The sequence below is a fragment of the Curtobacterium sp. MCPF17_021 genome, from assembly GCF_003234605.2.
Taxonomy (GTDB): domain Bacteria; phylum Actinomycetota; class Actinomycetes; order Actinomycetales; family Microbacteriaceae; genus Curtobacterium; species Curtobacterium flaccumfaciens.
Map to the genome: position 1 here is coordinate 2,709,445 of NZ_CP126252.1, position 25,461 is coordinate 2,734,905.

A 25,461-nucleotide genomic window follows, 5' to 3' on the forward strand; every position below is an offset into this window, starting at 1 on the left:
TACCGCCGCACCCGGGATGACGCATTCGACACCGGCCGCCGCGCCACCAGCGCACCGGCCACACCGCCCGGAGAACCACCATGTCGCTCACCATCGCCCAGCCCCGCACCGCGCTCCGCACCGCACCGGCTCCGACCGACCTCGGCACCGTGACGCCGATCCGCCCGCGCCCGGCCTCCCCGGCGGCCACCGGAGCGGCCACCGTGCCGACGAGCCCCGTGATCGCGCCGCAGCGGAACCGCGCACTCCCCGACGGCACCGAGGCGCGCGGCTTCGCCCTGTACGTCGGCATCGACGAAGCGAAGGCCGCCGCCGCCGGCACGACCCTGGCCGCGGTGGTCGAGCAGCTGAAGGCCCTCACCGCGCAGCTCGTCCCGTCGTCCGAGACGTACGCGGCCGTCGCCGTCGCCGCCGAGCACTCCGGTGGCCGTGACGTCGACGTCGTCCGCCTCGCCCTGCAGGACCGCTCAGCGGTGGCCGCCCGCAAGCAGGCCGAGAAGCCCGAGCCCGAGGAGACCGGCGTCGTCATCGACATCTCCCGGAAGCGCGTGACCCTCGACGGCGAAGCGGCGCCCCTGACCTACAAGGAGTTCGAGCTCCTGCAGTTCCTGGTCCTCCGCGAGGGCCAGACCGTCGACCGTTCCGCGATCATCGAGGGCCTCTGGTCGGACGGCGAGGACGAGACCCCGAACGAGCGCACCATCGACGTGCACGTGCGTCGGCTGCGCTCCAAGCTCGGCGCGTTCGAGGAGATCGTCCGCACCGTGCGCGGCGTCGGCTACCGCTTCGACCGGCACGCCGACGTCGCCGTGCGGTACGCGTCGACCCCGTCGCCCGACCTCTTCTGAGCGTGATCGGTTGCTCTTGGTGAACTCGCAGCGAACCGGCCGCGGAGAGGCTGGCGCGCCGTTACCGCTTCGTTATACAGTCGGTTGCGCAGGCAGTGTTTGCTGTGGCACCGCCTGTGGAATGTGATTGCAGGAAACTCTTGGTGCAAGGGAGAGGGCCGGTCGCCGACAGGCGGCCGGCCCTCGTGCATGTCGCCCGACTCCTGTCGGACCCCGTCGGTAGTGTGGTCAGACCGTACGACCGGAGGGAACGCGAACGTGAGCGAGACACGCCGCAGTGAGAAGGCGACCGCCGTCGCTGCCTGGGAAGCGCTCTTCCGCGCCCAGGTCGCCGTGATGCGGAGTCTCAACGCGGACTTCCCCGGCGACGAGATCTCGTTCAACGAGTACGACGTCTGCTTCAACCTGTCGACCCAGCCCGGCCGCCGCTGCCGCATGCGCGACCTCACCGGGCACCTCCTCCTCACCCAGCCGAGCGTCAGCCGTCTGGTCGACCGACTGCTCGCCCGCGGCATCGTCGAGAAGCAGCCGGACCCGACCGACGCCCGCGGGGTGATCGTGGCGCTGACCCCGCACGGCTTCGACGTCTACCGTCAGGTCGCCGTGCAGCACGCGGCGAGCATCGCGCAGCAGGTCGGCGCCGGGCTGTCCGACCCCGAACTCCGCACCCTCACCGAACTCTGCACGAAGCTCCGACTGGCGGTCGGCACGACTCCGGGCCGGCGGTCGACGGTCCGCCCGGTCGCTGCGGATGCGGCCACGGTGTGACCGGCGCGATCGTCTGGCTCCGTGACGACCTGCGGCTGTCGGACAACCCGGCGCTCCGTGCGGCGATCGACCACGGTGGCGACGTCACGGTGGTGGTCGTCCTCGACGAGCAGTCCTCCGGGCTCCGTCCGATCGGTGCCGCGAGCCGCTGGTGGCTGCACCACTCCCTGACCGCCCTCGATGCCGACCTGCGCGAGCGGGGTTCCCGGCTGGTCCTCCGGCGCGGCGCCGCGGCGAAGGCGATCGACCAGCTCGTCGCCGACACCGGGGCGGACGCCGTGTACTGGAACCGTCGGTACGGCGCCGTCGAGCGGGACATCGACGCCGGCATCAAGGCGGCCCTGCACGACCGTGGCATCGAGGCGCACAGCTTCGCCGCGAACCTGCTCTGGGAACCGTGGACGGTGCTCACCGGGCAGGGCGAGCCGTACAAGGTCTTCACCCCGTTCTGGAACGCCGTCCAGGCGCTGCCCGAACCGCGGCACCCCCTGCCCGACCCCGACGACCTCCCGGCTGCGGCCGACGTCACGGGTGATGCTCTGGCCGACTGGGCACTGCTGCCGACGAAGCCCGACTGGGCCGGCGGACTCCGTGACGCCTGGAGCCCGGGCGAGCACGGCGCCCAGCAGCAGCTCGAGCACTTCGTCGAGCACGCGCTCGAGGACTACGACCAGCGCGACGAGCCCGCGATGGAGGCCACGAGCAGCCTGTCGCCGTTCCTGCGGTGGGGCGAGATCAGCCCGTACCAGGTGTGGCATCGCCTGCACGAGCGGCTCGAGCCCGCGCAGCGCCAGAACGCCGCGGCGTTCCTCCGGCAGCTGGCGTGGCGCGAGTTCAACTGGAACGAGTACTTCCACTGCGACGACATCGCCACCGTCAACGTCCGTCGGAACTTCGACGCGTTCCCGTGGCGTGATCCGGAAGCGGCCGAACTCGACCGCTGGCGGCAGGGTCTGACCGGATTCGACCTGGTCGACGCGGGCATGCGCGAGCTCTGGCACAGCGGCGCCATGCACAACCGGGTGCGGCTGGCCGCCGGCAGCTTCCTCGTGAAGAACCTGCTCGTCGACTGGCGCGTCGGGGAGCAGTGGTTCTGGGACACCCTGGTCGACGCCGACCCCGCCAACAACGCGGCGAACTGGCAGTGGGTCGCCGGCTCCGGCTTCGACGCCGCCCCGTACTTCCGGGTCTTCAACCCCGATCGGCAACTCGAGCGCTTCGACCCGCACCGCGAGTACGTCCACCGCTGGGTCCCCGCCGACGAGCTGCGCCCCGAGCCGATGGTCGACCTGAAGGCGTCGCGGCAGCGGGCGCTCGACGCCTACGAACGGATGCGGCGCTCGTGACCGGGTCACATCCCGCGATCGCCGCGGTCGTCGACCAGGTCGACGAGCTGTTCCGTGCTCGCGTCGAGCAGGGCATCGCGCCGAGCAGCGTGTGGGGCGTGTTCGACCGCTCCGGCCTCGTCGCGTCCGGTGGGCACGGCGACCGCGGGGACGGCCGCCGACCGGACGCCGACACCGTGTACCGCATCGCCTCCTGCACCAAGAGCGTCACCGCCGCGACCCTGCTGACCCTCGTCGCCCGGGGTGCACTCGACCTCGACGCGCCGATCACCGACTTCGTGCCGGCCTTCGGCGCCGTCACCCTGCCGACCCCGGACTCCCCCGTCCCCACGGTGCGGATGCTGCTGACGATGTCGGCCGGGTTCCCCACCGACGACCCCTGGGCCGACCGGCAGGAGTCGATCTCGGACGCCGAGCTCGACCAGGTCCTTCGCGGCGGCCTGCTGTTCGACTCGCTGCCCGGCACCCGCTTCGCCTACTCGAACCTCGGTTACGCGCTGCTCGGCCGGGTCGTCGCCGTCGTGTCGGGGCAGCCCTTCACCGCGGCCGCCAGCGAGACCGTGCTCCGTCCCCTCGGGCTCACCGACACCGTGTTCAGCGCCGACGAGTCCACAGGCTTCGTGGTCACCGGTGTCCGCGGACACGAGCGCGACTGGGAACCCCTGCCGATGACCGGCCCCGGTGCCTTCTCGTCGATCGGCGGGCTCTTCTCGACCGTGCGTGACCTGGCGCGCTGGGCGACGCACCTCGGTTCGGCGTTCTCCGCCGCACCGGAACCCGGCCCGGTCTCCCCCGCTGACCGCCGGCTGATGCAGCAGGCGATGCGGGTCGTCCCGTCGTCCGTCGTCCCGGGTTCTGCCCGCGCGACGGCGTACGGCTTCGGGCTGTTCGTCGAGCAGGACGACCGCTTCGGCGAGCTCGTCTCGCACTCCGGCGGCTACCCGGGCTTCTCCGCGCACATGCGGTGGTCCGTGCGCGACGGCTTCGGGGTCGTCGCGTTCGAGAACGCTACGCAGGCCAAGGTCTCCGCGGTCGCCCAGCAGGCGCACGACCTCGTGCTCGACGCGGCGCTGACGGCTCACACACCCGACGCGCCGGGAGCCAGTACCGACGTGACCGGAGCGAGCACCGGGGTGGTGGCGACCACCCGCGCGACGCGAGCCGCCCAGGTCGCCGTGACGCGCCTCCTGGCCGACTGGCGGGACGACCTGGCGGACACGATCTGCACGCCCAACGTGGCGATGGACGTGCCGTACGACCGACGGCGGCGGGCTGTGGCGCAGGCCGTCGCGGACGTCGGTGCCGACCTCGGTGCCGCACCGGTGTCCGAGTACTCGGCGGCGCCGTCGCACCTGCGCTGGTGGCTCCCCGGCACCTGCGGGCGACTGCGCGTCGAGATCCGGCTGGCGCCCGCCGCCGCGGGGCGCGTCCAGACCCTGAACGTCGTCGCTGAACCGTCCGAGCGCTGATCTGACGGCGCGCTGAACCGTCGGAGCGCTGGTCTGACGGCGCGCTGACCCGACGGCACCACGTAGGCGCGCCCGCCTCAGACCGGCGGTCGTCCGCCCACGAAACCGAGTGCCCGTGCCGCGACCCGGGTGCCCTCGCGGGCTGCCGCACCGACCCGGACCGGATCCGTCGCCCACGCACGGACGAACCCGGCGACGAAGGCGTCCCCCGCCCCGATGGTGTCGACGACGGTCGCCGGTGTCGCGGGGACCCGGTGGACGCTGCGGCCCCGGCGCCCGATGAGCGCGCCGTCGGCCCCGGCCGTGACGACGACCAGTGGGATGTGCTCCGTCAGACGCCGCACCGCGGCGTCGAGATCGTCGCCCCCGGCGAGGGCGAGCGCCTCGTGCTGGTCGGGGAAGAGCACGTCGACGCCGTTCAGGGCCTCGAGGAACCGGTCGGGACCGATCGTCTCGATCACCGCCACCGACGAGGGGTCCACCGCCACGCGCGCCGGGCCGGTCCGAGCGCACGCCACGAGGTCGGCGAGCCGGTCGGCACCGCCGCCGAGCATGGCGGCCCCGGTCAGGTGCACGATGTCGGCGCGGGCGACCACCGACGGCGGGACGTCGGCGGCGCTGATCTTCCCGCTCGCGGCGGGGTCCGACATCGCGGTGCGACCGTGGTCGTTGCGGACCGAGACCACGACCCCGGTGGACGTCATCGCGTCGTACCGCAGGTGGGCGCGGACCCCGGCGTCCTCGAGCGCGCGCTCGTGGCGGTAGACGTCATCGACCCCGACCCGGGCGACGACGTCGACCTCGGCCCCGAGCCAGCCGAGCCACGTGGCCGTGTTGCCACCGGCACCGGTCGGCCGGTGGCGGATCTCCGCAGCGGGGTCGTGCACCCCGATCCGGTGTGCGGTGGTGTGCACGAGGACGCCGTCCAGGACGTCGCCGACGACCAGGAAGCGTTTTCCGGCGCCGCGACGACGGCCCGCGACCACCCGTCCGGCGCGGGTCCCCTCGGGCCGTGACGGCGGCAGAGCGCCCTCGTACGGCATGGACATCCGCAACAGTCTACCCGGAGCCGAGTTTTTCTCCGTTTCTATCGGTGAAAACGGAGGTTTCGCGGAGAGATCGCACACAACGACCAATGGTTACTGATATACCGGCTGCTAGTATGTGGGCGGTCGCGCGACCACCGCCCCGACGACGGAGATGCCATGCCCAGGAAGCCCGACCCCACCCGCAAACCCGCGATCCTTGAGAAGGTCGTCGACCACTTCGTCGAGACCAAGATCGAGGACGTCACGGTCCGGGGCCTCGGCCGTGTGCTCGGGACGAGCGCCTACCCGGTCGTCTACCACTTCGGCTCCCGCGACGCGCTGATCGACTCCGTCGTCGAACACCTCGCGACCTCGCACCGAGCGCCCGCGCTCGACCCGACCGCCGACACGGACGCCCTCGCCGATCACCTGGTCGCGACCTTCGGCGGGCTCGACGACCCGCACCGTGCACTGGCTGCACGGCTCACCTTCGAACTCGGGTCGGTCGAGTCCCTCGACGGACGTGACCGGCAGCGTCGCGTGCACCGCTGCCAGGTCGCAGCCATCCGGGCGTGGTGCCGAGCGCACGGCGCCGGCCCCGTCCTCGCCGAACGTGCGGCCCAGCACACGGTCATGGCCGCTCGCGGAGCCCAGTGGGGCGCGCTCGTCGACGGCGCGCACACCGATGCCGACGCCGCACTGCGTCGCATCGCCCACGACCTGGCAGCCAGCACGGCCGCCGCAGACCGCGCGCGCTGAGCGCACGCGCGAACGCGATCGCGGACCGCTCGCGTACCCGGCAACGGCGCACGGCCCGGAACGTGACCCGGACCACGAACGGGAGGCACGGTGCCAGCTGGCACCGTGCCTCCCGTTCGTCAGGTGGTCACCGTGGTGACCCGCCGACGCGGATCAGAGCGTGACGAACCGCTGCGACTTCGCGTTCTCGAAACGAGCGGCGACGTTCTCCCAGTCGACGATGTTCCAGACGGCCTTGACGTAGTCCGCCTTGACGTTCAGGTAGTCGAGGTAGAAGGCGTGCTCCCACATGTCGAGCATGAAGATCGGGACGAGGCCGAACGGGATGTTGCCCTGCTGGTCGAAGAGCTGGAACGTGGTGAGCTTCTGGCCCACGGTGTCCCAGGCCAGCACGGACCAGCCGGAGCCCTGGATGCCGTTCGCGACGGCAGCGAACTGCGCCTGGAACTTCTCGAACGAACCGAAGAACTCGTCGATCGCCGCGGCGAGTTCACCCTCGGGGACCTTCGTGTCCGGGCCGAGGTTGGTCCAGAAGATCGAGTGGTTCACGTGGCCACCGAGGTGGAACGCGAGGTCCTTCTCGAGCTTGTTGATCGCGCCGAAGTTGCCGGACTCACGGGCCTCACCGAGCTGCTGCAGCGCGGTGTTGGCACCGGTCACGTAGGCCTGGTGGTGCTTGTCGTGGTGCAGCTGCATGATCTTGCCGCTGATGTGCGGCTCGAGCGCGGCGTAGTCGTACGGCAGTTCCGGCAGGGTGTACTCAGCCATGTGAGGTCCTTTCGATCAGTGGGTTGTGGACGCGGCTCCGCGGCTCACGAGAGCCGGGAACGATCGGTGAGGGAGTGGAATTCCCGGTTGTGGTAGACCAGCGGCTCGCCGCGGTCGGCGCCGACGATGATGTCGAGCACCTCGGCCACGACGACGGTCGAGCTGCCGATGGGCGTCGTCGACAGCGGTCGGCAGCGGAGCGCACTCGCCGCACTCGGCAGGTAGCGGTCGCCGGACGGCAGGGTGCCCCAGATCGGGTCGTCGGCGGCCGGGCTGCCGGTCGACGCGAAGCGCTTGGCGAGTGCGACCCCGAGGGAGTCGACCAGGTGCACGACGAACAGCGGCGCACCGAGCACGACCCCGGCCGAGCCGGAGTTCGTCGAGAGCGAGAAGACCAGCACGGGCGGGTCGACGGCCACGCTCGCGACGCTCGAGGCGGTGAGGCCGGTCGGTCCGTCCGGGCCTTCGGCCGTGATGACGGCGACGCCGGCAGGGTGCCCGCGGAAGGCGGACTTGTACGCGTCGGCGATGGTTGCCGGTGCTTCGTCGGGCATGGTGATCGTGGTCGTTCCTTCGGGAGGGGCTGCCGTCACTCGGCGGCTGTCACCCAACGTATGACCTGAACCCTGGTTGAGGTCAACGATTCACAGGTTCGGGCGTGGCCGGGCGCGCCTTGGCGGTCACTTCGTGAGCAGGAATGGTCGGGTCCCGCACGGCCACCCGACCATTCCTGCTCACGAAGCGCAGCGGCGCTCGCGGCGCAGCGGCGCAGCGGCGCGCGCGAAGCGCAGCGACGCGAGCTCAGCGGCGCTTGAGCATGACGAGCGCACCCGCGGCCGCCACCACCATGAGCACCGCGGCGACGCCCGCGGTGATCGTCACGCCGGAGTCGAAGGCCGCGCGCGCCGACTCGAGCAACACCTGGCCGGCGCCGCCGCCGAGCTGCCCCGCCGCTGTCACCGCTCCGCCGAGGGTCTCCTGCGCCGCGACGTGCGCCGACGAGGACAGCCCGTCGGGCACCACGACGTGCGCCCGGTAGGTCGTCGCCAGGATCGTTCCGAGCACCGCGGTCCCGAGCACGGCGCCGATCTCGTAGGCCGTCTCGGACATCGCCGACGCCGCACCCGCCTTGTCCGCCGGAGCCGTCGAGATGATGAGGTCGTTCGTCACCGTCTCGGACGCCCCGATCCCGATGCCGAGCAGCACGAACGCGAACGCCAGGGCGGCGATGGAGGCGTGGTGTCCGAGGACCGCGACGAGGGCGTACGCCGCCGCCGAGAACAGCAGCGCGACCGACACGACCCAGCGAGGGGCGATACGCGCCACGATCGGCACGACCGCGAGCCCGGCGACGATGGTCAGGACCGACCCCGGGATGAGCACGATGCCGGACGCGAACGGGTCGAGCCCGGCCACGAGCTGCAGGTGCTGGGCGATGAAGAACAGGAACCCGGTGAGCGAGAACATCGCCGCCAGGTTCATCAGCACGCTGCCGGTGAAGGCCGTGCTGCGGAACAGCCGCAGGTCGAGCATCGGCGTGCGGGACCGCAGCTGGCGACGCACGAACGCGATGCCGCACACGACACCGACCGCGAGCATGGCGATCGCGAGGCCGCGCTCCTCGGGGTGCACGACCGACTTGATGGCCCACGCGATGGGTGCGAGCGCGCCGAGGGACAGGAACATGCTCGGCAGGTCGACCGGCCCCGGCATCGGGTCGCGGGACTCCGGCACGCAGAACGGCACGCCGACGAGCATGAGCACGAGGATCGGCACCGCGACGAGGAACACGCTGCCCCAGTGGAAGTGCGCGAGCAGCGCGCCGCCGACGAGCGGGCCGAGGGCGTTGCCGGCCGCGAACATCGTCGACCAGACGGCGAGCGCCATCCGCCGCTCCCCCGCGTCCACGAACACGTTGCGGATGATCGAGAGCGTGGCGGGCATGAGCATCGCGCCGAAGACGCCCATGGCGATCCGGGCCGCGACGAGCATCCAGGCGTCGGTCGCGAAGGCCGCGGCCACCGAGAACAGTGCGAACCCGGTCGCCCCGATCACCAGGATCCGCCGGCGGCCGATGCGGTCACCGATGCTGCCCATCACGACGAGCAGGCCGGCGAGCACCAGCGGGTACGCGTCCACGATCCAGAGCTGCGTGGTCGCGTCCGGGTTCAGCGCGCGGCTGATCGACGGCAGCGCGAAGCTCAGGATGGTGTTGTCGACCGAGATGAGCAGGACCGGCAGCATGAGCACGGCGAGCGCCAGGAACCGTCGGGCGCGGCTCCCGGTGACGCGGGTGGCGACGGGGCTGGTGAGCAGTGCGGACACGGCGGACTCCTGGGACTTCGAGCCGGACCAGGTCGACGGCGGGTGGTACGTGGGGCAGACGAGACGGGACGCGGGATGGACACGCGCCCCGTGAGGACTCCGTTAGTGTACCGTCCGGACGGTTTTGGTTGCAAATGCAACTGACGACGGCCGGGAGGCCCGTGCCGGTCCCGCCACGGGCCTTGCGTCGGTCCACTGGTCGCGTCGTCGGCCTACGCCGATTCGCGGAGCAGCAACCGGTGTCGCACCGTGCGCTCCACGGCCTCGCCCGAGCGCGGCAGCTCGCCCGCGAGCATGCCGAGCGCCAGGTCGAGGGCCTGACCCGCGACCTCGTCGAGGTCGACGGCCAGCGTGGTGAGCGTCGGCGCGACGAGCGTGCCGAGCGGCAGGCCGTCGACGCCGACCACGCGGACGTCAGCGGGGACGTCGACGCCGGCACGACGACAGGCCGACAGCACGCCGAGCGCCAGCACGTCGTTGAACGCCAGGACCGCATCGACCCGGCGGTGCTCGGCGAGGATCCGTTCGGTCCGTTCGGCACCGGCCTCTGCGGTGGGCGCGGACGCGACGACGAGGTCGGGCAGGTACCCGCGACGCCGGAGTGCCGCGACCATGTGCTCCCCGCGCTGACTCGGCGCGCCGTCGGCGGCGGCGTCGAGCACGACGGGGTGCTTCACCCCGACGTCGACGAGGTGGTCGGCGAGGTCCTCGATCGCGGCGGTCGGGTCGATCCGGACCGCGGCGCGGGTCACCGGCCCCGAGGGGTCGAGCTCGACGACCGGGACCGAGCCGAGCCGTTCGATCCACTCCGGGGCGCGGGACCCGAGGTAGCCGATCACGACGTCGGTCTGGGCACCGAGGGACTCCACCATCCGGTCCGAGTCGCTCGCGAGCCCGACGTCGGCGAGCATGACGTTCCACCCGCGGGCGGCGGCCAGGCCGAGCACCGCGGATGCGAGTGCCGGTGCGTAGGGGTTCCGCAGGTCGTTGACGACGAGCCCGAGCTGGTGGTCGCCACCCGTGACGAGCCCGCGGCCGAACCGTGACGGACGGTAGTCGAGCGCCGCCGCGGCCTGGAGCACGCGGTCCTTGGTCGCCGCGCTGATGCCGGACATGCCGTTCATCGCGCGGGTGACGGTCTGCCGGGACACCCCGGCGGCCGCGGCGACGTCGATGATCGTCGCGCGGCCGCCCGGGGTCAGGCGCGGAGGTCCAGCCATGCCACCTGTTCCGGGGAGAGTTCGACGGAGAGGCCGGTCATGGACGACCGGGCCTCCGCGATCGTACGGGGTCCGAAGAGCGGGAACGTCGGGAACGGCTGGTTGAGCACGTACGCCAGGGCGATCGCCGTCGCGGGGACGCCGAACTGCTCGCCGAGCTCCCGCGCACGCCGGAGCCGCTCGAAGTTGTCGTCCGAGTAGTAGCAGCGGACGAGTTCGGCGTCGCTGGTGTCCTCGGGCGTCGCACGGCCGGTGAAGAACCCGCGGGCCTGCGAGGACCACGGCAGCAGCGGGACCTGACGTTCCTCCAGCCACGCCTTCGATGCCGCATCGGTCGCGTGTTCGCAGCCGTCCCACGGCACGTCGTACGCCTCGGCGAGACCGAAGTGGTTGCTGAGCACCTCGAACCCGTGCTTGCCGTTGGCCCGTGCGTAGGCGTTCGCCTCGTCGAACCGTGCGGGGGTCCAGTTCGAGCCGCCGTACACGCGGATGCGCCCGGCTCGGCGGTGCTCGTCGAGCACGTCGACGAACTCCCCCACCGGGATGTCGGGGTTGTCGCGGTGCATCATGTAGATGTCCGCGTAGTCGGTGCCCTGGCGCTCGAGGCTCTCGAGCAGCTGCCGGGTGATCGACTCGGGGTCACAGTGCGGGGTGTGGGCCCCCTTCGTGATGACGACCACGTCCTCGCGGATCCCCCGGTTCTGGATCCACTTGCCGAGCCGTCCTTCGAGCACACCGCCGCCGTAGATGTAGCCGGTGTCGAAGACGTTGCCGCCCTGCTCGACGAACAGGTCGAAGATCGCGCTGGCGTGTGCCAGGTCGGGCTGGTTGTCGACGCCCATCACCAGGCGGGACATCCGCTTGCCGACGCCCGGCACCTCGCCGTAGCGCATCGGGTTGCCGTCCTGCACGGTGAGCGGCCGGCCGGACACCGTCGGGATGTCGGCGGTCTCCGCCTCGAACGGGTAGCGCAGGCCGATCGCCGCGCGCCACCTGTCGAGCGTGCGGGCGGTGGCGAGGGTCTCGTCGATGGTCATCTGCGCCGCTTCGACCCCGCCGGCACGCAGGGCGTCGGTGGTGGCGTCGGCTTCTCGGGCGTAGGGGTGCTCACCCGCGAACGAGAGCGAGCGAGGGGGTTCGTCGACGGTGTGGATCTCGATGGTGGGGTCGTCGCCCAGGGTCCACGGGTCGGTGAGCACGATGCGACCGCGCGAGCCGTACACCGACACGGCGTTGTCGTCCTGCACGAAGACGCCGGTCCGGACCGTCGCCGTGATCCCGCCTCGGTAGGTGAGCTGCGCGACCGTCCACTCGTCGACCCCGGTCGGCCCGAGCGTGCCCGTGGCGGTGAGGTCCACGGGCTCGGCGACGGCGACCCCGGTCGCGGCCTGCACGATCGCCGCGGCCATCGTCACCGGGTACCCGCCGACGTCGAGGATCCCGCCGCCGGCGGTGCCGACGTCGAACAGTCGACCGGTGCGCTCGCCCGTCCGGAACGCGAACGAGGCGTCGACGTGGGTCACGTCGCCGATCACGCCGTCGCGGATCAGGTCGAGCAGTGCCGCGGTCTGCGGGTGGAAGCGGTACATGAACGCCTCGACGAGCGGCAGACCGGCCTGGCGTGCGGCGTCGGTGAGCGCCATCGCGGTCCCGTGGTTCACGGCGAGGGGCTTCTCGCACAGGACGGCCTTGCCGGCCTGGAGTGCGGCGATCACGAGCCGGGCGTGCCCGGTGTGCACGGTCGAGACGTAGACCGCATCGACTCGGGGGTCGGCGAGGACTTCGTCGTAGGTGCCGGCGGTCACGTCCGCGAACCCGAACCCGGCGGCCTCGTCGGCGAAGACCTGCGCCCGGTCGGCGGACGAACTGCCGGCCGCGACCAGGACACCCCCGCTGGCGGGCAGCTGCGAGAGGAAGCGTCGGGCGATGCCGCCGGGGCCGAGGACGGCCCACCCGGGGCGGTCGGTGGTGGTCGAGGTCGGGGTGGTGGCGGTGTTCGCCGTCTGCGCTGACATGCGGATCCTTGTCGTCTCGTGAACCTTCACGGTCGGTTCGACGCTAGCCTCCACGGGAGCGATCAGCAATGGTCCTGCGGCGATTCGTGAGCGTTCACGGCGGCCACAGACGAGCTGTCGTCCGCGCCCCCCGGAACTGCTCCTAGACTCTCGGCATGGCCAGTGCCCGCGACCGTGTCCTCGACAGCTTCGTCGCCATCGTGTGCGAGGAAGGCGAGCGTCCCGCCACGCTCGACGCCGTCGCCGCGCGCGCCGGCGTCTCGAAGGGCGGGTTGCTCTACCACTTCGGCTCCAAGTCGGCCCTGGTCGAGGGGCTCTGCGAACGCCTGTCCGACCTGTCCGCGATCGACGTCGAGCGCATGCAGGATGCCGAGGACGGCGCCGCGCGCTACTTCGTCCGCAACTGCCTGTTCGTCGGCAGCGAGCTGGACCTCGCCCTGCTCGCCGCGAGCCGCCTGCAGCAGGCCGGCTACGAAGAGGCCGGACGCACCCTCGACGACACCGAGAACGCCTGGCTCGCGACCCTCGTCGACGCCCTCGGCGACGAGCCGACCGCGCAGGCCGTCAAGCTCCTCGGAGACGGGCTGTACCACCAGGCCTCACTCGGTGCCGCGAGCGAGGTACGACCGAAGCGGGGCAGCGTCGACATGGAGACCCTGCTCACCGTCGTCGACCGTCTGATCGCGACGCGACCAGGAGCGTGAACCGGCACACCCCCGGCTGGGGATAGACTGGGGAACGATCCACTCGTCGACACCCGGAGGTATCCCGTGGGCCGCGTCATCGCCGCTGTTTTCTCGATCCTGCTGCTGCTGGTGTCGATGTACCTGTTCGGGTTCGCCTTCCAGGTCGAGTCGGGCCAGGCCTTCGTCTTCATGGCCGGCGTGCTCCTGATGAGCCTCTCCTTCTTCCTGCCGATCCACGTGTTCGGCAAGCGCTAGCCAGCAAGCACTGCCGCGAGCCAGCAAGCACCGCCGCTGGCCAGCAAGCGCGGACCAGCAAGCACAGAACGGCCCCGCACCTCACCGGTGCGGGGCCGTTCTGCGTGGAGCGTCAGATCACGAGCCGATCAGACCGCGAGGCGCAGGGACCGCAGCGTCACCGCGGTGCTGATCGCTGCGTGTGCGGCCTCGGCGCCCTTGTCCTCCTTGGATTCGGGCAGCCCGGCGCGGTCGAGTCCCTGCTGCTCGTCGTCCAGCGTGAGCACGCCGAACCCGACGGGCTTGCCGGTGTCGATCGCGACCTGCGTCAGGCCGCTCGTCGCAGCACCCGAGACGTACTCGAAGTGCGGGGTGCCACCGCGGATGATGACGCCGAGCGCGACCGCCGCGTCGAACCCGGCCTCGAGCGCGGTCTTCGCGACCACGGGCAGCTCGAAGCTGCCGGGGACGGGGATGACCTCGGCCGTCGCCCCGAGCCGCTCGACCTCGCGCTGTGCGCCGGCCAGCAGGCCCGCCGCGATCGTGTCGTGCCACTGTCCGGCGATGACGGCCACCCGGATCCCGGTGCCGTCGACCTGGTCGCGGTCCGCCGCGCCTGCTCCGCTCATCGTGTCGTTCCTTCCGTGGGCGCTGCGGTCGCTGCCGCCGCCCGGTCTGCCGCGTCCAGCCACTCGGCGAGCGCGGCGATGGTGATGACGGGCACGCCCTCGCGCGCCCCGAGTGCGACGAGCGCCGGCAGCCGCATCATGCTGCCGTCCTCGTCGACGATCTCGCAGATCGCCGCAGCGGGCCGGAGCCCGGCTGCTGTGACGAGCTCGATCGCTGCTTCGGTGTGCCCGGCGCGCTCCCGGACCCCGCCCGGTCGTGCGCGCAGGGGCACCACGTGTCCGGGGCGGTGCAGGTCGTCGCGCACCGAGGTCGGGTCGGCGAGGACCCGCAGCGTACGGGCACGGTCGTGGGCGCTGATGCCCGTGGTCACGCCGACGGCGGCGTCGACGGTGACCGTGTAGGCCGTGCCGCGGACGTCCTCGTTGTGCGCCACCATCGGCGGCAGGTCGAGGGCGTCGGCGATCTCGGTGCTGAGCGGCGCGCAGATGAACCCGGACGAGTGCGCCACGGTCCACGCGATCCACTCCGGCGAGGCGAGCTCGGCGGACAGGATGACGTCACCCTCGTTCTCGCGGTCCTCGTCGTCGACCACGATCACCGGGCGCCCGGCGGCGATCGACGCGATCGCGGCCTCGATGCTCGACAGCCCGAGTGCCTGCGGGACGGCACCGGTCTCGGCGACCATCACCGGGCCTCCGATCCGACGGTCTCGAGCGACTGCGCCGCGGCGTCGAGCCGCAGCATGCGGCGGACGTGCCGTGCCAGGACGTCGGTCTCGACGTTCACCCGGTCACCCGGCACGCGGAGCCCGAGCGTCGTCGCCTCGAGCGTCTCGGGGATCAGGCTCACCTCGAACCAGGCCGCGTCGGGCGCGGTGTCCTCGGGTGAGACCGCGCTGACCGTGAGCGAGACGCCGTCGAGCGCGATCGAGCCCTTGTCGACCACGAGCGGGCTGAGCGCCGGCGCGAGCGAGAACCGCACGCGTCGCCAGCCGTCACCGTCTGCCGTCTCGAGCACCGTGGCGGTGCCGTCGATGTGGCCCTGCACGATGTGCCCGCCCAGGCGGTCACCCACCGAGGCGGCGCGCTCGAGGTTCAGGCGGTCCCCCACCCGGAGTGCACCGTGGGCGCTCATGTCGAGGGTCTGCTTCATGACGAAGGCGGTGAAGGTCTCGGGGGTCTGCTCGACGACGGTCAGGCAGACACCACTCGTCGCGATCGAGTCGCCGTGCCGGGCGTCCTGCACGACGACGGGGCCGTGGACGGTGAGCGCGACGGAGTCGCCCTGCTGCTCGACGGCGGTGACGGTGCCGAGTTCCTCGATGATGCCGGTGAACACTGGTGTCCTCTCAACGGGACTCCGGGGGCGTTCGACGATCGTCGGCATCGACGGACGGGTCGCACCCCACGGGTCGTGGGGTCGTCCTGTCCGCCCAGCGCGCCTCCCATCCGGACTTTCACCGTCGGTCCCGGAATCCCACCGGGTCAACCTCTGTCGGGTTCGCACCCGTCATCAGTTCGTGGACTGTCACCACCGGCTCGGAATTACACCGACCCCGGAGCGCTTGCGTAGTCGGAACGATACCCCAGGCCGCTGACGGCCGCGCCACGGTGGCAGCGCCGTCGTAACCGGGCGTCTCCCCCGGGCGCGGTGAGCACGTGGCACCCGCGGTCTCCGACGTCCGCGTCCGGCGTCCGGCGTCCTGCGTCCGCACTGCGACGATGCACGAGTCGATCGACGAGCGGTCCGTCGGAACATGCACACGCATCCGATGCGCCGACATGTTCCGACAGGACATCCGTCGATCCTCCGGTGTTCTGTCGTGGAACGCGCACGCCCCCCCGGGCATGGTGACGAGGGGCGCCACGGTGTGACGCCCCTCGATCACCCGCCGGTCAGTGCCGGCGACGGAGCACGAGCGTGCCCGCTCCGGCGAGGAGCAGCAGGAGCGCGAACCCGGCGGGCAGGACCGGCGAGCCGGCTCCCGTGTAGGCGAGCTCCGGCTGGCCGTCACCGGCCGCGGCGGCTGCCGCGACGGTCCCGGCGCTCGTCCGGACCCCGCTGGTGGCAGCGGTCGTGGTGGTCACCACACCCGCAGTGGAGGCCCGGGGCGGCTCGACGACGCCGACCACGCCCACCGGGATGGTCGCCGTGCCGGGCGTGGTGCCGGTGTCGATGCCCGTCCCGTCGGTGGGGACGGTGCCCGGGTCGGTACCGGGGTCCGTACCAGGGTCGGTACCGGGTTCGGTGCCGGGGTCCGTGCCCGGGTCGGTGCCGGGGTCCGTGCCCGGGTCCGTGCCCGGGTTGGTCCCGGGGTTCGTGCCGGTGCCGGGGGTGGTGCTGGTGCCGTCACCGACGATGCCGATCCCGTTGCCGCCGATCGTGATCGGCAGGCTGATCACCGGGGTGACCTGGGTGCCGGAGAGCAGGCCGCCGTCGCCGGAGGTCGAACCGCCGGCCGTCGGGGTCGTGGTGCCGGTGGCCGGAGCCGTGGCGCCGCCGGTGCTCGTGCCGTCACCGAGGACACCGATGCCGTTGCCACCGATCGTCACCGGGACGTCGACGACCGGGGACACCTGCGTACCCGAAGCCGTGCCGTCCGAACCCGAGGTCGTACCACCGGCCGCCGGAGCGGTCCCGGTACCCGTGCCCGTGCCGGCAGCGGGCGCCGTCCCCGTCGCGGTGCCCGTCCCGAGCAGCCCGATGCCGTTGTCCGCCACCGTGACCGGGATCGAGACGACCGGGGACACCTGCGTGCCCGAAGCCGTGCCGTCCGAACCAGAGGTCGAACCACCGGCCGCCGGAGCAGTTCCGGTACCCGTGCCCGCAGCGGGCGCCGTGCCCGTCGCGGTCCCGTCACCGAGGACACCGATGCCGTTGCCACCGATCGTCACCGGGACGTCGACCAGGCCGGTCACCTGGGTGCCGGAGAGCAGTCCGTCGGTGCCCGAGGTGGTGGGCGCCGACGGGGCTTCGGCAGCCGGCGCCGGTGTCGCCGCCGCCGGGGCGGTCGACGTCGCGGTGCCGTCGCCGACGCCGATCCCGTTGCCGGACACCGTCACGGGGACGGTCACGGCCGGAGCGACCTGGGTGCCGGAAGCGGTGCCGTCCTCGCCCGAGGTGCTCGGAGCGGGAGCGGCAGGAGCGGCAGGAGCCGGTGCCGGTGCCGGTGCTGCAGGCGCCGGAGCTGCCGCGGGTGCGGGTGCGGCGGCCGAGACCGCGTCACCGGCGACCGCCACGGCGTTGCCGCCGACCGTCACCGGTGCCGCGACGTCCGGCACCACCTGGGTGCCCGAGAGCGTGCCGTCCTGGCCCGAGGTGCTGGGGGCAGGAGCGGTCGTGGCCGGAGCCGGAGCAGGCGCCGGAGCGGCGGGCGTGGACCCCGTCGCCGTCGACACCGCGTCGCCGAGCACGGCGATCGCGTTGCCGCCGAGGGACACCGGGGCGTCCACGGAGGGGGCCACCTGGGTGCCCGAGACGGTGCCGTCGGCACCGGATGTCGTGGCCGCGTTCGCCGCAGCCGTGCCGCCGAGCGTGAGCCCGCCGACGAAGAGGGCGAACCAGAGCCCTCTGGAGACGTACTTGTTCATGGTCGTACTCCCTGATCGAGATCGTCACCGACCGCGGACGCAGCCGGGATGTGTGCGTGCCTGCCGTGGCGGACAGGCGCACCGATCTCAGTCAGGGGCGACGTCGTGCTCGCCGACGACCGATGCGGGGACCGCGTCGTCGGAGAGCGTGCCGCGAGACCCCGCGGCGAGGGAGACGATGTCGTCGGTCGAGCCGACGATGCCGACGGCTGCTGCGCCGCCGGAGGTCGAGGAGGCACTGCCACCGAGCACGCCGGCGTCGGCTCCGTCGAACGGGAGCCCGTGGCCCTCGCCGTCCGCGGGGACGAGCAGCGCGTGTCCGCCGAGGGTCGCGTCCTGCACATCGACGGCCGAGACGACCGGGCCGACCGTTGCCGTCGTGGCGGCTACGTCGACGGGCTCCGACGGGCGGAGTCCGGCTGCGCGGTCGCCCACGGCATCGGCAGCGACGACGCGTGCGGGTGCGAGTGCGGTGGGCACCGTGGCGCCCTGCGTGGCGACCGTTCCGGGCCGGACGGGTGTGTTCGCGACCGGCACCGACGGGACGGGCCCGGCGGACGGGTTCGAGCCGCCGCCCACCGGGAGCGCGGGGACGTCGACGACGGGGTCCGTGCCTCCTGGCAGGGTGCCGCCGACGGACGGGACGACGCCCTCGACCACGTCGGGGACGGTGCCGACGGTCGTGCCGACCGAGCCGAGCGTGTCGTCGACCAGGCCCGTGACCGGACCGGTGACGGTGCCGAGGGTGTCGTCGCCGAGGACCGTGCCGACCACCGGGACGTTGCCGACCACGTCGTCGACGGTGTCGACGACGGCGGTCACGGGGCGCGTGTCGGTGACGCGTTCCACGGTTCCGGTAACGGGGCGCAGGACGTTCGCGACGGTGTCGGTGGCCGGCCTGGAGGCGCTGCTCACCTGGTCGACGACCTGTCGCACCGGGCGCGTGGCCGGGTGGGCCGCAGGGGCGGTCGTGGTCGGCTGGGCAGCCGGTGTGGTCGCGACCGGAGCGGGGCTCGACGGCGCGGGGGCTGCGGGAGCTGGAGCGGGTGCTGCTGGAGCCGGTGCGGGCGCTGCGGGCACCGGAGCAGGTACGGGCGCGGGGGCCGGAGCGGGCGCAGCAGGTGCGGGTGCAGGTGACACGGCCTTGCGGACGGGATCCGTCACGCCGCCGACGACCTTGCCGACCTCACCGGTCACGCCCTGCACGGTGCCACCGACGCCGTCGACGACGCTGCCGACGAGTCCGCGCTGCTCGGTCGGTGCGGCAGAGGTCGTCGCGGCGGAGGCCGGTCGCGCGCCGAGGAGCAGGGACAGCAGCACGAGGGCGGCGAGCGTCCCGACGCCCAGCAGGACGATGCGGAGTGCGGCGCGCCAGGGTGCGCGCAACGGGTGGTCCATGCGCTCACCTCCTGATCTCGGCTGCGCACGTAGAGTGGTTGACCGGCAATGTACGCCGATCCGGTCCGGAACACACCCTGTTTCGGAAGAAATTCTCAGGAAGGGCCGTCCGTGGTCTCGATCTTCAACGCTCCGACCCGCAACCTGGACATCGTCACGCTGCACGAGATCCTGCGGCTCCGCCAGGACGTCTTCGTCGTCGAGCAGGAAGCCGCGTACGGCGACATCGACGGCCGTGACCTCGAGCCCGGCACCGTGCAGTTCTGGGCCGGCAACGGTTCGGTGGACGCGACGCTCCGCCTGCTCCGCGAGCCCGACGGCACCGAGCGCATCGGCCGGGTCGCCACCGCGAAGCACGCCCGCGGCCAGGGCCTCGGCGCGCAGCTCATGGAGGCCGCGATCGCCGAGTCGCGCTCGCCGAGCATCGCCCTCGGCGCCCAGTCGCACCTGGAGCAGTGGTACGGCCGCTTCGGCTTCGTGCGCTCGGGCGACGAGTACCTGGAGGACCGCATCCCGCACATCCCGATGACCCGGAAGCGCTGACCCGGAAGCGCTGACCCGACGGCGCTCATCCGACGGCACTGACCCGGGGGTCCGCGTGTCAGGCCCGCCAGCGCCGCAGTTCGTCGAACGAGCGGCCCTGGGTGGCCCGGTCGGCGACGAGGCGTTCGAACACGATGTTCGTCTGCGTCGTCGCCACCGAGGGGTCGCCGCTGAGTTCGTCGGCGACGAAGTCCCGGAGCTGCTCGGTCGACTCGCACGCGATGTGCACGAGGAAGTCCTTGTCCCCCGCCAGGAACGACACGTCCTGCACGACGGGCACCCGCAGCAGGCGCTTGGCGAAGTCCCGCAGTTCGTGGCGGGCCGCGGCGTGCACCCGGACGGACACCATCGCCTCAATCGAGAACCCGAGCCGGGCGACGTCCACCTCGGCCCGGTAGCCGCGGATCACGCCGGCGTCCTCGAGCGCACGGACCCGTGCCAGGCAGGTCGACGGCGCGATGCCGACGGCGGCCGCGAGTCGGTTGTTCGGGATCCGAGCATCGGCCGACAGGGTCCAGAGGATGCGCTCGTCGACCTCGTCGAGGCGCGGAGCGGGGTCGGGGCGACGTGCGGGACGGTCGGACACGGCTCGACGCTACCGCGGCGGTGCGAGCAGGGCGCGGAGGGCGTCCTCGAGCGCGGCCGACACGACGGCGTCGTCGGCGGATGCCAGCGGTTCCACCGCGGTGGACTGCCGGAGCATCGACATCCCCAGCACCACCGCCAGCGCGATCTCGGCACGGACGAGCAGTTCCTCGGACCCCGCGCCGCCGACCGTGCCCGCGAGCCGTTCGGCGTACCGGCGCAGCGTCTCTCGGCGGATGGCATCGGCACCGTCGTCGCCGGAGGACCGGAGCAGGAGCATCAGCTGCAGGGAGTCGTCGTCGGTCGGGGCCCGCACGATGTGCGTGATGATCCCCGTGAGCGCCCGTTCGAGGCCCTGCTCGCTCGTCTCCTCGGCCCCCAGGTCGCGCACGACGCGGTCGAGGCAGGCGCGGAAGAGCCCCTCCTTCGAACCGAAGTACCGGTTGATCAGGGCGACGTTCACCCCGGCGTCCCCGGCGATGTCGCGCACCGTCGTCGCGCGGTAGCCGTCGAAGGCGAACCGACGCCGGGCGGCCTGCACGAGCAGGAGTCGGGTGGCCGCGGCGTCCTTGCTCATGGAGCGCAGCCTACCGGTCCTCACAGGGATGTAAGCAAGCGTTGACATGCCCTCTCGAACGCGTACCCTCGTCATGTCAGCAATTGTTTACATCGACGACCACGACGACACGGAGCACGATGACCGACACCATGCAGAGCCCACGGACCGGCTCGCACCCCACCACCGACGGACGCCGGCCGAACAGCACGGCGATCATCGTCTACCTGTCCCTCGGCGGCCTGTCCTTCGCGGTGCTGCAGTCGCTGGTCGCCCCGGCACTGTCGACCATCGGGCAGGACCTCGGCGCCTCCACCAGCGCGACGAGCTGGGTGCTCACCGCGTACCTGCTCTCCGCCTCGGTGCTCACGCCGATCCTCGGTCGCCTCGGCGACATGATCGGCAAGCGCAAGGTCCTGATCGTCGTGCTGTCGATCCTGCTCGTCGGCGCCGTGCTCGCCGCCCTCGCCCCGAACCTCGGCGTCCTGATCGTCGGGCGCGCGCTGCAGGGTGCCGCCGGAGCCGTGATGCCGCTGTCGATCGGCATCGTGCGTGACGAGCTGCCGAAGGAGAAGGTCAGCGTCACGATCGGCCTGCTGTCCGCGATCTTCGGCATCGGCGCCGGCGTCGGCATCGTCGCGGCCGGGCCCATCGTCGAGCACCTGTCCTGGCACTGGCTGTTCTGGCTCCCCGCCGTGCTCGTCGTCATCGCACTGCTCGGCGCGGTCTTCGGGATGCCGGAGTCCCCCGTGCGGAAGCCGGGCCGCCTCGACATGGCCGGCACGTTCGTCCTCGCGGTGTCGCTCGTCGCCATCCTGCTCGCCGTCAGCGAGGGCGAGACCTGGGGCTGGGGCGACGGCAAGACCATCGGCCTGCTGGCCCTCGGCGCCGTCGCACTGGTCGTGTTCGTCCTGGTCGAACTCCGGGTCGCCGAGCCGCTCATCGACGTCCGGCTCTTCGCGGTCCGCGGCGTCTGGACCGCCCACGTCGTCGCACTCGTCTTCGGGTTCGCGATGTTCGGCACCTTCGTCCTCGTGCCGACGCTGCTGCAGCTCCCGACGGCGCTCGGCTACGGCTTCGGCAAGGACGTCACCCAGGCCGGTCTCTTCCTGCTGCCGACCGTCGTGATGATGGTCGTCGCCGGGCCGATCGCGGGCATCCTGGTACGCAAGGTCGGCCCGAAGCCGCCGATGCTCATCGGCGGGTTCGCCATCGTCGCCGCGTTCGTGCTGCCGGCGATCGCACACGCCGAGCTGTGGCAGGTGGTGGCCTCCGGTGTCCTGACCGGCATCGGCATCGGCATGGCCCTCGCCGCCTGCTCGAACGCGATCATCGAGAGCGTCCCCGCGAACCAGACCGGTGAGGCCATCAGCGCCAACACGGTCGTCCGCACCATCGGCTCGAGCGTCGGCACCGCCGTCATCGCAGCGCTGATCACCTCGCACAGCACGCCGCAGGGGCTGCCGACCGACGACGCCTTCACGATCGGGTTCTGGGCGTGCACCGGTGTGGCGGTCGTGGCCGTGCTCGCCGCCGTCGCCGCGCCGTCGATGCGCGCTCGCCGCGCAGCGGCCGCCGCCCGTGGGATCGACGACCTCGAGGAGGTCGCCGAGTAGGGCCGTGGGCCCGACCACCCGGGAGGCCCGTCCAGCGTCGACGACGCGGGGCGGGCCTCCCGTCCGTTGCGCAACCTGGGAACGCACCGGGCGCACGCGAGTCAGCGTGACGATCATCGGACCGGTCGCGTCCCGTCAGGGGACGCGGACCGCCGCGCCCGGACAGGAGACCCCATGAGCAGCACCGACCACGACGACACCACCGCTCCCGGAAGGCCGTCGTTCCGCGACACCGTGACCGCCGGACTCGTGCAGAAGGCCCTCGAGCCGGTGCTGCGCGCCGTCCGCGAGGAGGTCGCCTCGGCGCGGCGCGAGATCGGCGAGCGCGCGAGCGGTGCGAAGACCGGGCTGGTGCTCACCGGGGTCGCTGTCGGGTTCGCCCTGACGACCCTGGTCGCGCTGGCCGGCTTCGCGGTGGCGCTGCTCGCTCTCGCGCTGCCGCTGTGGGCGGCGACCGGGATCACGTTCGTCGTGTTCGCGATCGTGACCGCGATCCTGTTCGTCGTCGGCCTGCGCGGGATCCGGCGGGGTGTGCCGCCGGTGCCGAAGGACACGATCCAGGCGGCGAAGCAGCGGGTGACGCACGCGGCGGACGCCCAGACGGACAGCGCCGCGCGCGACTGACGGACCCGACGGACCTGCGGCGGGGGCCGCGACCGCCAGCACTCGCTCCGCTACATCGCCAGGGTCATGCCGACCACCGCGACGGTCATCGCGAAGACCTCGCCGCTGCGGACGGCCCGCCGGTCCTCACGGCCCCACTCGTACCGGAGCAGCCAACCGCTGAACGCGCAGTAGCCGATCACGCCGGCGCCGAGCACCGCGGACAGTGCGATGCCGTGCCCCGCGTGGTCGCCGGCGACACCCGAGGCGTGGCCCATCAGCAGCATCCCCGCCATCACGACGGCGGAGAGCGCGCGGTGGACGTCCATCGGCTCCGCGCGGCGACCGTCGGCGCGGCGGCGACGCATCACGGGCAACGGCGCGAGCAGGAGCAGGAGGGTCGCGGCGAACAGGGTCCACACCGCTCCGGCGTCGACGACGGGCATGAGCATCGCGACGAGCATCACGCCGGCCGGCACGATGACGCCCGGGCGCGGTCGGTAGCGGTCACCGACGATGCAGCACACGGACGCGAACTGCGGCACGACGAGCATGGCGTCGGCGACGGTCTCGTGCACGTGGGGCGTCCTCGGTGCGGCGGAGTGGTGCGGGGTGGGGTCAGTCCTCGGCGCGGGCAGCGGCCTTGGCGGCGCGCTCCTGCTTCACGCGGGCGTTCTCGGCGTGCACGGCGGCCTGCGTCGCACGCTCACGGACGAGCCACTCGGGCTTCTGCTCGAGCAGCGTCTTGATGTCCGCCGTCGTCAGTGCGTCGTCGATCCCCGCACGGCTCAGGCCGGAGATGGAGATGCCGAGCTTCTGCGCCACGACGGGTCGCGGGTGCGGGCCGTCGCGTCGGAGGTCCTCGAGCCAGGTCGGGGGTTCGGTGCGGAGCTCGTCGAAGGCGGTCCGCGTGAGGGGAGCGCTCTGGAAGGACTCCGGAGCCGCCGTCAGCAAGATGCCGAGCTTCTTCGCAGCCGTCTCGGGCTTCATGGTCTGTTCCTGCGCCATGAGGACAAGGGTACGGCCCCTATGCTCGTCTGCATGACCGCGGCTCTCACCATCGCCTTCGTGCCGGGGGTCTCCCCCGCAAAGTGGGCCCGTGTCTGGCGGGAACGCTTCCCCTCCATCGAGCTCCGGCTGCGGCCGATCGGCGCCGACGACGTCGACGACACGCTGGCCGGCGAGGCCGACATGGTCTTCGCACGCATGCCCGTGTCCGAGCAGCACAACGCCATCCCGCTCTGGACCGAGACCGCCGTCGTCGCGATGCCCAAGGACTCCCCCCTCGCCGAACTCGCCGAGGTCGACCTCGCCGACGCCGAGGTCCACGTGATCGACGCCGGCCCGGTGCCCGCCGACATCGACGGATCGCTCGACCTGGTCGAGGCGAACGTCGGCGTCGTCGTGCTCCCCCAGTCACTGTTCCGCGCCGCCAGCCGCAAGGACCTGGTCGGTCGTCCGCTCATGGACGCCGAGGGCACGCGCATCGCGCTGGTCTGGCGGGACGAGGACGCCACCGAGACCACCGAGGAGTTCATCGGCGTGGTGCGCGGGCGGACCGCCAACAGTTCGCGCCAGCCAGGAGGCCCGGATCGCGACGCCGACGACGACTCGCGTCCGGCTCGTGGCGGTGCCAAGGCAGGGTCGGGTGCCAAGGGCTCGTCCAGCGGGTCGGGTGGGTCCGGCGGGTCGGGTGCGTCGGGTTCCAAGGGCGGCGCCGCGGGCGCCGGCGGCAAGGCCAAGGCGAAGTCGCCCGGCAGCGGTAAGTCCGGCGCCGGCAAGAAGTCGAACACCGGCAAGGGGCCGACACCCGGACGCGGCAAGATGCGCGGGAAGCCGAGCCGGGGTTCCAAGGGCAACCGATGACGGACACGCGGCTGGCACTGATGCCGGCCACGCGCCTCCCGGCCTGGCTCCAGCGCACGATGGCCGAGTACGTCGAGTCGCGGATGCAGGCGGGCGAGACCCGCGAGCAGGCCGAGGCGAACGAGCAGCAGTCACGGGACCGCTGGTTCCCGGGCGGGTCCCCCGCTGACGGGCACCTCGTGTGGGACGTCACCGACCAGGACGACACCGTCATCGGGTACCTGTGGATCGGACCGCTCACGGCGGGCAGCACCGACTGGTGGGTGTTCAACGTCGAGATCGACGAGGCACACCGGCGCCGCGGGCACGCACGGCGGGCGCTCGAGCTCGGGCACCGCGCCGCTGCGGAGCACGGTGCGACGAGCATCGGGCTGAACGTGTTCGGCTACAACACCGGGGCGCAGGAGCTCTACGCGGCGCTCGGGTACCAGGTGACGTCGGCGCAGATGCGGAAGCCGCTGGTCTAGCCCGCGGCGGCCGCGCGGCGGCGGCTGCTGCTGCTGCCGCTGCTCGGGTCACAACACCCCGCGTGCATGGCCCCGAGCGGTCACGAAGTGTCGACTGGCCGCGCCCGGAACGACGTGTCGTGACCACTCGGCGGACACCAG

Annotated in this window: 27 protein-coding genes and 1 riboswitch; of the genes, 12 read left to right on the plus strand and 15 right to left on the minus strand. The window is 72.3% G+C overall.

Annotation, left to right across the window (positions count from 1 at the left end; genetic code table 11):
* Nucleotides 1-80: 80 nt before the first annotated feature.
* The 4 genes from DEJ29_RS12690 to DEJ29_RS12705 all read left to right on the plus strand — a co-directional run bounded on the left by DEJ29_RS12690 (nt 81) and on the right by DEJ29_RS12705 (nt 4,431).
* Nucleotides 81-848: a winged helix-turn-helix domain-containing protein gene (locus DEJ29_RS12690; RefSeq protein ID WP_110863417.1), complete on the plus strand. Its 768-nt coding sequence runs from the start codon at nt 81-83 to the stop codon at nt 846-848.
* Nucleotides 849-1,106: 258 nt separating this feature from the next.
* On the plus strand, nt 1,107-1,616 hold the full coding sequence (locus tag DEJ29_RS12695) for a MarR family winged helix-turn-helix transcriptional regulator (RefSeq protein WP_181422577.1): 510 nt from the start codon (nt 1,107-1,109) through the stop codon (nt 1,614-1,616).
* A complete protein-coding gene (locus DEJ29_RS12700) occupies nt 1,613-2,962 on the plus strand; it encodes a cryptochrome/photolyase family protein (protein WP_111095284.1) in 1,350 nt (449 codons plus the stop codon). Before DEJ29_RS12695 ends, DEJ29_RS12700 begins: the two co-directional genes overlap by 4 nt.
* Nucleotides 2,959-4,431 (plus strand): serine hydrolase domain-containing protein, encoded by a 1,473-nt coding sequence (locus DEJ29_RS12705; RefSeq protein WP_181438217.1) that lies wholly within the window; start codon nt 2,959-2,961, stop codon nt 4,429-4,431. The genes DEJ29_RS12700 and DEJ29_RS12705 overlap by 4 nt, the downstream gene beginning before the upstream one ends.
* 77 nt (nt 4,432-4,508) lie before the next feature.
* Here the strand turns inward: DEJ29_RS12705 and DEJ29_RS12710 are convergent, their stop codons facing one another.
* A complete protein-coding gene (locus DEJ29_RS12710) occupies nt 4,509-5,480 on the minus strand; it encodes a carbohydrate kinase family protein (protein WP_111095282.1) in 972 nt (323 codons plus the stop codon).
* Nucleotides 5,481-5,636: 156 nt separating this feature from the next.
* Between DEJ29_RS12710 and DEJ29_RS12715 the strand changes: the two genes are divergently transcribed.
* Nucleotides 5,637-6,218, plus strand: a complete 582-nt coding sequence (locus DEJ29_RS12715) for a TetR/AcrR family transcriptional regulator (RefSeq protein WP_111095281.1) — start codon at nt 5,637-5,639, stop codon at nt 6,216-6,218.
* A gap of 153 nt (nt 6,219-6,371) precedes the next feature.
* Here the strand turns inward: DEJ29_RS12715 and DEJ29_RS12720 are convergent, their stop codons facing one another.
* From DEJ29_RS12720 to DEJ29_RS12740, 5 genes are all read right to left on the minus strand, one after another.
* Nucleotides 6,372-6,986 carry a superoxide dismutase gene (locus DEJ29_RS12720; RefSeq protein WP_027466323.1) on the minus strand — a complete coding sequence of 205 codons (615 nt, stop codon included), beginning with the start codon at nt 6,984-6,986 and terminating at the stop codon, nt 6,372-6,374.
* Nucleotides 6,987-7,030: 44 nt separating this feature from the next.
* Complete coding sequence (locus tag DEJ29_RS12725; RefSeq protein ID WP_027466322.1) at nt 7,031-7,540, minus strand: flavin reductase family protein; 510 nt, start codon at nt 7,538-7,540, stop codon at nt 7,031-7,033.
* Between the two features lie 247 nt (nt 7,541-7,787).
* Entirely contained in the window at nt 7,788-9,311 is a 1,524-nt protein-coding gene (locus DEJ29_RS12730) for an MFS transporter (RefSeq protein ID WP_111095280.1), read from the minus strand.
* Nucleotides 9,312-9,523: 212 nt separating this feature from the next.
* On the minus strand, nt 9,524-10,531 hold the full coding sequence (locus DEJ29_RS12735) for a LacI family DNA-binding transcriptional regulator (protein ID WP_111095279.1): 1,008 nt from the start codon (nt 10,529-10,531) through the stop codon (nt 9,524-9,526).
* Nucleotides 10,510-12,546: an aldo/keto reductase gene (locus DEJ29_RS12740; protein ID WP_111095278.1), complete on the minus strand. Its 2,037-nt coding sequence runs from the start codon at nt 12,544-12,546 to the stop codon at nt 10,510-10,512. Before DEJ29_RS12740 ends, DEJ29_RS12735 begins: the two co-directional genes overlap by 22 nt.
* 155 nt (nt 12,547-12,701) lie before the next feature.
* On the opposite strand from DEJ29_RS12740, the gene DEJ29_RS12745 reads away from it, so the two are divergent.
* Both DEJ29_RS12745 and DEJ29_RS12750 read left to right on the plus strand, forming a co-directional pair.
* A complete protein-coding gene (locus DEJ29_RS12745; protein WP_111095277.1) occupies nt 12,702-13,250 on the plus strand; it encodes a TetR/AcrR family transcriptional regulator in 549 nt (182 codons plus the stop codon).
* Nucleotides 13,251-13,316: 66 nt separating this feature from the next.
* Nucleotides 13,317-13,487 (plus strand): hypothetical protein, encoded by a 171-nt coding sequence (locus tag DEJ29_RS12750; protein WP_017888559.1) that lies wholly within the window; start codon nt 13,317-13,319, stop codon nt 13,485-13,487.
* A 128-nt stretch (nt 13,488-13,615) separates the two neighbouring features.
* On the opposite strand, the gene ribH is transcribed toward DEJ29_RS12750, so the two are convergent.
* The 5 genes from ribH to DEJ29_RS12775 all read right to left on the minus strand — a co-directional run bounded on the left by ribH (nt 13,616) and on the right by DEJ29_RS12775 (nt 19,084).
* Nucleotides 13,616-14,095 (minus strand): 6,7-dimethyl-8-ribityllumazine synthase, encoded by a 480-nt coding sequence (gene ribH / locus DEJ29_RS12755; RefSeq protein ID WP_111095276.1) that lies wholly within the window; start codon nt 14,093-14,095, stop codon nt 13,616-13,618.
* Nucleotides 14,092-14,781, minus strand: coding sequence for a 3,4-dihydroxy-2-butanone-4-phosphate synthase (gene ribB, locus DEJ29_RS12760; protein WP_110863426.1), 690 nt, complete (start codon nt 14,779-14,781; stop codon nt 14,092-14,094). Before ribB ends, ribH begins: the two co-directional genes overlap by 4 nt.
* Nucleotides 14,781-15,434, minus strand: a complete 654-nt coding sequence (locus DEJ29_RS12765) for a riboflavin synthase (protein WP_071247477.1) — start codon at nt 15,432-15,434, stop codon at nt 14,781-14,783. Before DEJ29_RS12765 ends, ribB begins: the two co-directional genes overlap by 1 nt.
* A gap of 94 nt (nt 15,435-15,528) precedes the next feature.
* Nucleotides 15,529-15,663, minus strand: a riboswitch (FMN riboswitch).
* Between the two features lie 328 nt (nt 15,664-15,991).
* On the minus strand, nt 15,992-17,686 hold the full coding sequence (locus DEJ29_RS12770) for an LAVTG motif-containing sortase-dependent surface protein (RefSeq protein WP_181438216.1): 1,695 nt from the start codon (nt 17,684-17,686) through the stop codon (nt 15,992-15,994).
* Between the two features lie 87 nt (nt 17,687-17,773).
* On the minus strand, nt 17,774-19,084 hold the full coding sequence (locus DEJ29_RS12775) for a hypothetical protein (protein WP_181438215.1): 1,311 nt from the start codon (nt 19,082-19,084) through the stop codon (nt 17,774-17,776).
* Between the two features lie 111 nt (nt 19,085-19,195).
* Here DEJ29_RS12775 and DEJ29_RS12780 point away from each other — a divergent pair, with 111 nt between their 5' ends.
* A complete protein-coding gene (locus DEJ29_RS12780; protein WP_027466313.1) occupies nt 19,196-19,627 on the plus strand; it encodes a GNAT family N-acetyltransferase in 432 nt (143 codons plus the stop codon).
* Between the two features lie 58 nt (nt 19,628-19,685).
* On the opposite strand, the gene DEJ29_RS12785 is transcribed toward DEJ29_RS12780, so the two are convergent.
* Together DEJ29_RS12785 and DEJ29_RS12790 are read right to left on the minus strand one after the other, a co-directional pair.
* Complete coding sequence (locus DEJ29_RS12785; RefSeq protein ID WP_027466312.1) at nt 19,686-20,213, minus strand: Lrp/AsnC family transcriptional regulator; 528 nt, start codon at nt 20,211-20,213, stop codon at nt 19,686-19,688.
* Between the two features lie 9 nt (nt 20,214-20,222).
* Nucleotides 20,223-20,789: a TetR/AcrR family transcriptional regulator gene (locus DEJ29_RS12790; RefSeq protein WP_111022213.1), complete on the minus strand. Its 567-nt coding sequence runs from the start codon at nt 20,787-20,789 to the stop codon at nt 20,223-20,225.
* A gap of 119 nt (nt 20,790-20,908) precedes the next feature.
* Here DEJ29_RS12790 and DEJ29_RS12795 point away from each other — a divergent pair, with 119 nt between their 5' ends.
* A complete protein-coding gene (locus DEJ29_RS12795) occupies nt 20,909-22,384 on the plus strand; it encodes an MFS transporter (protein WP_111032028.1) in 1,476 nt (491 codons plus the stop codon).
* A 174-nt stretch (nt 22,385-22,558) separates the two neighbouring features.
* The gene (locus DEJ29_RS12800) at nt 22,559-23,008 is read left to right on the plus strand and encodes a phage holin family protein (protein ID WP_110863429.1); all 450 of its coding nucleotides are present in this window, start codon (nt 22,559-22,561) and stop codon (nt 23,006-23,008) included.
* Nucleotides 23,009-23,058: 50 nt separating this feature from the next.
* On the opposite strand, the gene DEJ29_RS12805 is transcribed toward DEJ29_RS12800, so the two are convergent.
* On the minus strand, nt 23,059-23,565 hold the full coding sequence (locus DEJ29_RS12805) for a hypothetical protein (protein ID WP_017888550.1): 507 nt from the start codon (nt 23,563-23,565) through the stop codon (nt 23,059-23,061).
* A gap of 40 nt (nt 23,566-23,605) precedes the next feature.
* Nucleotides 23,606-23,995 carry a DUF5997 family protein gene (locus DEJ29_RS12810; protein WP_017888549.1) on the minus strand — a complete coding sequence of 130 codons (390 nt, stop codon included), beginning with the start codon at nt 23,993-23,995 and terminating at the stop codon, nt 23,606-23,608.
* Nucleotides 23,996-24,028: 33 nt separating this feature from the next.
* Here DEJ29_RS12810 and DEJ29_RS12815 point away from each other — a divergent pair, with 33 nt between their 5' ends.
* Nucleotides 24,029-24,853, plus strand: coding sequence for a LysR family transcriptional regulator substrate-binding protein (locus DEJ29_RS12815; RefSeq protein WP_181437950.1), 825 nt, complete (start codon nt 24,029-24,031; stop codon nt 24,851-24,853).
* Complete coding sequence (locus DEJ29_RS12820; RefSeq protein WP_111095274.1) at nt 24,850-25,320, plus strand: GNAT family N-acetyltransferase; 471 nt, start codon at nt 24,850-24,852, stop codon at nt 25,318-25,320. The genes DEJ29_RS12815 and DEJ29_RS12820 overlap by 4 nt, the downstream gene beginning before the upstream one ends.
* The last annotated feature ends 141 nt before the right edge of the window (nt 25,321-25,461 follow it).

Excerpts from the sequence above, each read along its gene's own strand:
- DEJ29_RS12775 (WP_181438215.1), bottom strand. The coding sequence starts at position 19,084 with ATGGACCACCCGTTGCGCGCACCCTGGCGCGCCGCACTCCGCATCGTC.
- DEJ29_RS12740 (WP_111095278.1), bottom strand. The coding sequence starts at position 12,546 with ATGTCAGCGCAGACGGCGAACACCGCCACCACCCCGACCTCGACCACC.
- DEJ29_RS12715 (WP_111095281.1), top strand. The coding sequence starts at position 5,637 with ATGCCCAGGAAGCCCGACCCCACCCGCAAACCCGCGATCCTTGAGAAG.
- DEJ29_RS12725 (WP_027466322.1), bottom strand. The coding sequence starts at position 7,540 with ATGCCCGACGAAGCACCGGCAACCATCGCCGACGCGTACAAGTCCGCC.
- DEJ29_RS12795 (WP_111032028.1), top strand. The coding sequence starts at position 20,909 with ATGACCGACACCATGCAGAGCCCACGGACCGGCTCGCACCCCACCACC.
- DEJ29_RS12735 (WP_111095279.1), bottom strand. The coding sequence starts at position 10,531 with ATGGCTGGACCTCCGCGCCTGACCCCGGGCGGCCGCGCGACGATCATC.
- DEJ29_RS12815 (WP_181437950.1), top strand. The coding sequence starts at position 24,029 with ATGACCGCGGCTCTCACCATCGCCTTCGTGCCGGGGGTCTCCCCCGCA.
- DEJ29_RS12800 (WP_110863429.1), top strand. The coding sequence starts at position 22,559 with ATGAGCAGCACCGACCACGACGACACCACCGCTCCCGGAAGGCCGTCG.
- DEJ29_RS12770 (WP_181438216.1), bottom strand. The coding sequence starts at position 17,686 with ATGAACAAGTACGTCTCCAGAGGGCTCTGGTTCGCCCTCTTCGTCGGC.
- DEJ29_RS12710 (WP_111095282.1), bottom strand. The coding sequence starts at position 5,480 with ATGTCCATGCCGTACGAGGGCGCTCTGCCGCCGTCACGGCCCGAGGGG.
- DEJ29_RS12720 (WP_027466323.1), bottom strand. The coding sequence starts at position 6,986 with ATGGCTGAGTACACCCTGCCGGAACTGCCGTACGACTACGCCGCGCTC.
- ribH (WP_111095276.1), bottom strand. The coding sequence starts at position 14,095 with ATGAGCGGAGCAGGCGCGGCGGACCGCGACCAGGTCGACGGCACCGGG.
- DEJ29_RS12820 (WP_111095274.1), top strand. The coding sequence starts at position 24,850 with ATGACGGACACGCGGCTGGCACTGATGCCGGCCACGCGCCTCCCGGCC.
- DEJ29_RS12810 (WP_017888549.1), bottom strand. The coding sequence starts at position 23,995 with ATGGCGCAGGAACAGACCATGAAGCCCGAGACGGCTGCGAAGAAGCTC.
- DEJ29_RS12690 (WP_110863417.1), top strand. The coding sequence starts at position 81 with ATGTCGCTCACCATCGCCCAGCCCCGCACCGCGCTCCGCACCGCACCG.
- DEJ29_RS12745 (WP_111095277.1), top strand. The coding sequence starts at position 12,702 with ATGGCCAGTGCCCGCGACCGTGTCCTCGACAGCTTCGTCGCCATCGTG.
- ribB (WP_110863426.1), bottom strand. The coding sequence starts at position 14,781 with ATGGTCGCCGAGACCGGTGCCGTCCCGCAGGCACTCGGGCTGTCGAGC.
- DEJ29_RS12790 (WP_111022213.1), bottom strand. The coding sequence starts at position 20,789 with ATGAGCAAGGACGCCGCGGCCACCCGACTCCTGCTCGTGCAGGCCGCC.